Source organism: Cyanobacteria bacterium GSL.Bin1, assembly GCA_009909085.1.
Taxonomy (GTDB): Bacteria; Cyanobacteriota; Cyanobacteriia; order Cyanobacteriales; family Rubidibacteraceae; genus Halothece.
In genome coordinates, this window is record JAAANX010000041.1 from 1 (window position 1) to 5,258 (window position 5,258).

Annotated in this window: 5 protein-coding genes and 1 pseudogene; 3 read left to right on the forward strand and 3 right to left on the reverse strand. The window is 45.2% G+C overall.

All coding sequences use genetic code 11. The features are described from left to right. The 3 genes from GVY04_03890 to GVY04_03900 form a co-directional block, all read left to right on the forward strand. Positions 1-2,652, forward strand: a 2,652-nt coding sequence (locus GVY04_03890) for a 5-oxoprolinase (protein ID NBD15298.1), incomplete at its 5' end; no start/stop codon positions are given. 197 nt (positions 2,653-2,849) lie between these two features. Then, positions 2,850-3,035: a hypothetical protein gene (locus GVY04_03895; GenBank protein ID NBD15299.1), complete on the forward strand. Its 186-nt coding sequence runs from the start codon at positions 2,850-2,852 to the stop codon at positions 3,033-3,035. Between the two features lie 140 nt (positions 3,036-3,175). Beyond that, positions 3,176-3,490: a transposase gene (locus GVY04_03900; GenBank protein NBD15300.1), complete on the forward strand. Its 315-nt coding sequence runs from the start codon at positions 3,176-3,178 to the stop codon at positions 3,488-3,490. A gap of 411 nt (positions 3,491-3,901) precedes the next feature. On the opposite strand, the pseudogene GVY04_03905 reads toward GVY04_03900, so the two are convergent. From GVY04_03905 to GVY04_03915, 3 genes and pseudogenes are all read right to left on the reverse strand, one after another. After that, a pseudogene (locus GVY04_03905) lies at positions 3,902-4,162 on the reverse strand (AMP-binding protein). Positions 4,163-4,179: 17 nt separating this feature from the next. Continuing rightward, a complete protein-coding gene (locus GVY04_03910; protein ID NBD15301.1) occupies positions 4,180-4,452 on the reverse strand; it encodes a hypothetical protein in 273 nt (90 codons plus the stop codon). Positions 4,453-4,992: 540 nt separating this feature from the next. Beyond that, entirely contained in the window at positions 4,993-5,250 is a 258-nt protein-coding gene (locus GVY04_03915; protein NBD15302.1) for a hypothetical protein, read from the reverse strand. Positions 5,251-5,258 lie beyond the last annotated feature (8 nt).

Genomic DNA, 5,258 nt, shown 5'->3' on the forward strand with positions numbered 1-5,258 from the left:
CCCATGATGGCAATTCATACTGTGGCTGCAGGAGGGGGTTCGATTGTTGAGTTTGATGGATCACGGTATCGAGTGGGACCCGCTTCAGCAGGGGCATATCCGGGACCCGCTGCTTATGGCAATGGCGGACCCTTAACCGTTACCGATTGCAATGTGAGGGTAGGCAAATTGCAACCGCAGTTCTTTCCGAAAGTGTTTGGAAAAAATCAAGATGAACCCCTCAATGGTGATATTGTTGAAGCCAAATTTCAGGAATTAACCGCCAAAATTGGGGATAATCGCCTACCAGAAGCCGTTGCATCCGGTTTCCTAGCCATTGCAGTTGAAAAAATGGCAAACGCGATCAAAAAAATCTCCTTAGAAAAAGGCTATGATGTATCCAAATATACCCTCTGTTGTTTTGGCGGTGCAGGGGGACAACACGCCTGTTTAATTGCGGATGCCTTAGGAATGAAACGAGTGCTGATTCATCCGTATGCGGGGGTTTTATCGGCTTATGGCATTGGTTTAGCGGATATTCGGGTCTTGCGAGAAAAAGCGGTGGAAGCGAGACTTACGTCAGATCTAGACTTAAAATCCCTCTTCTCTCCCTTAATTACAGAAGCACAACAAGAATTAGCAAAACAAACGAGCATTTCCTCATCAGAAAGAACTACCACCCAGCAAAAAGTCCATCTCAAATACGAAGGAACAGACTCGCCTCTGTTGGTGAACTTTGGCAGCTTAGACCAGATGCAAGCGGACTTTAATAGCATTCATCAACAACGGTATGGCTTTGTCATGGAAGGGAAACCCTTAATCGTCGAAGCAATATCCGTGGAATTAATTTATGAAACCGAACCACTAGCTGAGAAAACTCTTCCTCGTCATCGAGAAACGCTACCGCAACCGACAACCATCGTTTCTGTATATACCGGCGAGAAATGGCGCAATACCCCAGTTTATCAACGAGAAGATTTACAGCCAGGCGACTCCATTCCCAGTCCAGCAATGATTATAGAACCCACAGGAACGAATATGATTGAACTAGGTTGGGAAGCAACGGTGAATGATCAGGGTCATCTCATCCTGACTAAACAAGCAGAAGCAGAGAGTTTAACCATACAACCAACAGCGACAGAAAAACCAGATCCTGTTTTACTCGAAATTTTCAATAACTTGTTCCGTTCCATTGCTGAACAAATGGGAACAACCTTGCAGAATACTAGCTACTCAGTAAATATTAAAGAGCGGTTAGACTTTTCTTGTGCCATTTTTGATCAAAATGGGCAATTAGTGGCAAATGCTCCTCATATTCCGGTTCATTTAGGTTCGATGAGTGAGAGTGTGGGCAGTTTAATTGCAGCGCAACAGGGAAACTTAAAGCCAGGGGATGTCTATGTTCTGAACAATCCTTATAACGGCGGAACCCATCTCCCTGATGTTACTGTTATTACCCCTGTTTTTGTGGATGAGAGTGCATCACCTCTATTTTATGTGGCTTCTCGCGGACATCACGCTGATATTGGGGGCATTACCCCCGGTTCCATGCCTCCCCATAGTAACCGCATTGAGGAAGAAGGGGTGTTACTGGATAATTTCCTCCTGGTGGAAAACGGACAATTCAGAGAAGAAGCCCTTGTGGAAACATTAACTACTGGGGAATATCCGGTGCGAAATGTCACTCAGAATATTGCTGACTTACAAGCGCAAATTGCAGCGAATGAGAAAGGGGTACAAGAATTACTGCGGATGGTGGAACAGTTCAGCTTGGAAACCGTACAAGCGTATATGTTCCATGTGCAAAACAATGCAGAGACAGCGGTTAAAAAAGTAATTGAACGGTTACAGGAAGGAAGTTATCGCACCGAGTTAGACACTGGTGGGCATATTCAAGTACAGATTTCCATTAATCGCGAAACCCATCGCGCTACTATTGATTTTACCGGAACCTCTCCCCAACAAAGTAGCAATTTCAATGCCCCAGCAGCCGTTTGTAAAGCAGCCGTGCTATACGTTTTTCGGACGCTAGTAGATGATAATATTCCTCTCAATGCCGGTTGTTTGAAACCTCTAGACATTATTATTCCTGAAGGCTGTTTATTAAATCCCACACCTCCGGCTGCAGTAGTCGCCGGAAATGTAGAAACCTCACAGTTAATTACCGATACCCTTTATGGTGCATTAGAGGTGATGGCAGCCTCACAGGGAACTATGAATAATTTCACTTTTGGCAATGACCGCTATCAATATTACGAAACGATTTGTGGTGGTGCGGGTGCAGGAAACGGCTTCAATGGTGCAGACGCGGTACATACTCACATGACAAACTCTCGCTTAACTGACCCAGAGGTCTTAGAGTGGCGCTTTCCTGTATTAGTGGAACAGTTTAGCATTCGGGAGAATAGTGGCGGAAACGGGCAATATCAAGGTGGAAATGGCGTGATCCGTCGCATTAAATTCTTAGAACCCATGACAGCAGCCATTTTATCCGGACGTCGCAAGTTTGCCCCCTTTGGTTTAGCCGGTGGCGAGTTCGGAAAACCTGGACGCAATGCGGTAGAAAGAAAAAATGGAACAGTTGAAGTGTTAGATAGTACAGCGACTGTAGAAATGCAAGCAGGTGAGATTTTTATTATTGAAACCCCAGGCGGTGGGGGATATGGTATGTAGTTTTTTCCTAATTAACTTGGAAGGATTTAAGGCAACTAATTATCATTTCATCAGTGAGGAAGAACTGCTCATTGTTGTAGAAAATCAATCCCGTCTCGCCACTTGTCCACATTGCCAAAAAACAAGGGAGCATGTCAGGTTTGCAAGAAGGGCTAAAAAAGCTGATAATAGAAGGAATCTTTAGGTAAGACTCAGCCATGACTCCTGAAAAACAAGCTCGCCTCAAAACTCATCTCGACGCAATTGCCAAAATCCTATACGAAGAGAGTGAGCCCAGCAGCTTGGAAACCCTAGAAGAGATTGAATTGACAGTTCGAGAAAAAATACAGACTTACGTGAGCCCAGAACTAGGTTTTTTTTATCCGAGAAGTTACGGAAAGTGACCAAGACAGTAGAAAGCGAAAACTAAAAAGTACCTTGGGTGAGTTAGAGATCACGAGACAGCAAGCCTTGAAGCTAGGAGTACTTTCACATCGCAGCGAGTCTCCCCGAGCGGGATGGCGCACGCAAGGTGCTCGAAAAAATGCATCAGGTTCGCCAGAGGTTTAGCCAGAGGTTTATTCGTCTGTGTGTCATGTGGGTCGATGGGGGATATAGCGGTGACGATTTGATGAAAGAGATGATGGATCGCTTTCGATGGGTGATTGAGGTGAGCAAGCGACCTGACGGTGTGAAGGGATTTGTGCTGTTGCCCAAGCGGTGGGTAGTGGAGCGCACGTTTGGCTGGTTCACGTTTTGTCGCCGATTGAGTAAAGACTACGAGGGGTTACCAGAGACCGCTGAAGCTTGGATTTATGTGGCTAATATTCGAGTCATGTTAAGACGGCTAACGTGCTAATTCATACCTACACTCCAGCTTTTCAGACACCCTCTTAAAAGGATTTGGACACGTCAAAGTATTTAAGAGAACTTTCAAAGACGGAAGTTGTCGGTACTAGATCACTTTTCTAGTCGAGCCAGAGAAATTTCATCATTGGAATCGTCATCAATTTAGAGAGTTACAAACAATTCACTGGGGAATTGAATGTTATCATAGAGCCTTAAAGCAATTATGTGGATTATCCAAGTTTCAAGTGAGAACAACTAAAGCAATTATTACTCATATTTTTTGTTCTTTAAGAGCTTTTTGTCAATTAGAACTGATGAGAATTCAAGAAACGATTGAAGGTTGGTATGAACTCCAAAGAGAACTCTCATTAAAGGTAGATCGGGAATTTATCTTAGAACAATTATCTCCTTCAGTTTCTTGCTAGGCATCATTTACTTTGTCTGTCAATGCGAAAGTTCTAATCTTTTCCAGACACAGTTCATAAACAAAATTAGGGGCAACGCTCATCGCTCCCTGATAATGGGAAATGGCTTTTAACCAGCGATAGGGTTGCTGTAAAAATGAAACTGGGGGCATCCAAATACAGGGACAGCCCACATAAATGGGCTGGAGAATCGCGCCAATTAAACCCATATCGTGATAGGGGGGAAGCCAAGTCACCGCTACATCCTTAGTGGTGCAGAAAAGTCGGTTGAGGTTTAAACCGAGAAAACAGTGACACGAGAAAACTCAATTTGAAAACTCAAGGCTTGTCGTTTCCGACGAGAGGCGTAAGCCGGCGGTGGATTAATTCGAGGTAAAGGTCGCAAGGGAGGAATAGGAAGACCTTGATAGCAAAGACAGTGTAGTTGGCGCAAGCCGAGTTGAAAAAAGCTCAAGCCGCGATCGCCATGCCAATCGATTTGAGAGAGCTGTCCCAGTTGTGTGAGGAGAAAGCCGAGATGGAGTGCAAATATTTGTGCAGTAGCCAACAACATCAAAACACAGGTAAGGGCTTGGGCGTCCCGCAAATGAGAACGTAATAATTCAAAGCCCGCAGATTGATAATCCTTAAAATGAGGTTCAATACCACCAAAACGACGACCCTAACCAGCAAAAGTCTGCAAAGAGGGAGAAGAATCGGTGAGTACAGCCCAAGGTTCATCAGTGTTAGGCAAGTTAGCCGTAGCTAGATTACAGTCAAAGATTACGCCTTCCTAAACAGAAGGCGCCTGCTTTGACCGTTGGTCAATATCCTCCAAAATCCGGACTTGAGCTATGGGCGACAGCCCCGCGCTCTCCCAAAGGGGAGCGTCGGGAAGGATAGCCCGCCGACGGAATACCTTGTAGTCGGCAATCGAGAAGTGGTATACTTGGAGCAAGTCCAAGCAATCTAATTGGATTGATCCGTTAAGGACGATCTTGGACATCTACGCCTCTTGTCTCGGGCAACGCACAGAGTAGACACCCAAAGATGGAATACGATTTCTGGAAAGGCGAAAAACGAGAGCAACTTAACAAGTTAATAGAATTTAAAAGTGGGGGTGGGCGTCTTCCTCACTATAAAACGCGAAACCTTTACAGAAGGTGGAGAAGCCAGTAGCGTATACTTGTATCGCTGTCTGGAGTACGTCACGAAATAAATCGGCTTGTCCTCGTCCAGGTAGTAGTTGCGCCACCTGCTCTCTTTTCCCAGTTTTCAACAAAAGATCCGTGGGACTCCCCCACCTCGGAACAGGTGGGGGAGGAAAGCGGGTGAGTCGATACCGCTCGATGCGGTTGAGACTCACATTTTCTT